The following is a 1279-nucleotide window of genomic DNA, read 5'->3' as shown; positions in this document are numbered from 1 at the left end:
CTAGTGCGGTGGCCACGAACGTTCACCGGGTCGGCGACACACCGGGTCACGTCCGCCGGTAGCTGCTGGCGAGGGCTCACTCTCAACGACAACTATTTGTCGTTGAGAGTGAGGTGGCAGGTTGGCCGAGCCGGTCAGAGCACGGCGGCTGACTCAAGAAGAGGGCCGTAAGCTGCAACAACTCGTTCGTCGAGGCAAGCATGATTCGGTTCGGGTGCGCCGGGCGCTGATCATCATGGCGTCGGCGTCCGGGACACCGGTCTCAGCGATCGCGAACCTGATCGCCGGTCATGAGGACACCGTCCGCGACGTGATCCACTCATTCAACGAGATCGGTCTTCGCGCCCTGGACCCTCAATGGGCGGGCGGCCGTCCCCGCCGGATCAACCACGACGATGAAGCGTTCATCGTCGCGACGGCCAAGGCCCGCCCGAGCACGCTCGGGCGGCCCTTCACCTGCTGGAGCCTGCGCAAACTCGCCGACTACCTGGCATGCGACGCCGATCGGCCAGTCGTGGTCGGCCGGGAACGGCTGCGGCAGATCCTGCGCCGTAACGAGGTCAGCTGGCAACGGACCCGCACGTGGAAGGAATCGAAGGACCCGGACTTCGACGCCAAGCTCGACCGGATCGAGGAAGTCACCACCAAGTTCCCGAACCGCTGTTTCGCGTTCGATCAGTTCGGGCCGCTGTCGATCCGCCCGCATCACGGCCGCGGCTGGGCCCAGCGGTCGCATCCGGACCGGCTGCCGGCGACGTATCACCGCACGCATGGCATCCGCTACTTCCACGGCTGTTACAGCCTCGGCGACGACCAGCTCTGGGGCATCAACCGGCGCCGCAAAGGCGCGGACCACACCTTGGCCGCGCTGAAAACGATCCGCAGAACGCGGCCGGACGGCGCACCGATCTACGTCATCCTGGACAACCTGTCGGCGAACAAAACGCCGGCCATCCGGGCCTGGGCGGCCCGCAACAAGGTCGAACTGTGTCTCACGCCGACCAGCGCGTCCTGGGCCAACCCGATCGAAGCGCAGTTCGGGCCGCTGCGCATGTTCACCATGGCGAACTCGAACCATCCCAACCACACCGTCCTGACCAGCAAGCTGCAGAAATACCTGCGCTGGCGCAACGCCAACGCCCGCCACCCCGACGTCCTGGCCGCGCAACGCCGCGAACGAGCCCGGGTCCGCAGCGAACGCCAGCAACGCTGGGGACGGCCTCGGCTCAAGGCCGCCTGACCACTCAGACCCGGCAAACGTTCATGGACAACGCACTAG

1 protein-coding gene is annotated in these 1279 nt (G+C 66.4%); it reads left to right on the top strand.

Features of this window, described 5'->3' with window-relative positions; translation table 11 throughout:
• The first annotated feature begins 121 nt into the window (after positions 1 to 121).
• Positions 122 to 1240: an IS630 family transposase gene (locus KXC43_RS50250; RefSeq protein WP_221383428.1), complete on the top strand. Its 1119-nt coding sequence runs from the start codon at positions 122 to 124 to the stop codon at positions 1238 to 1240.
• Positions 1241 to 1279: the final 39 nt, after the last annotated feature.

This window comes from Paractinoplanes polyasparticus (genome assembly GCF_019710575.1).
GTDB classification, from domain to species: domain Bacteria; phylum Actinomycetota; class Actinomycetes; order Mycobacteriales; family Micromonosporaceae; genus Actinoplanes; species Actinoplanes polyasparticus.
Note: the sequence above shows the minus strand (reverse complement) of the source record. Positions and strands in the feature narration are given on the sequence as shown.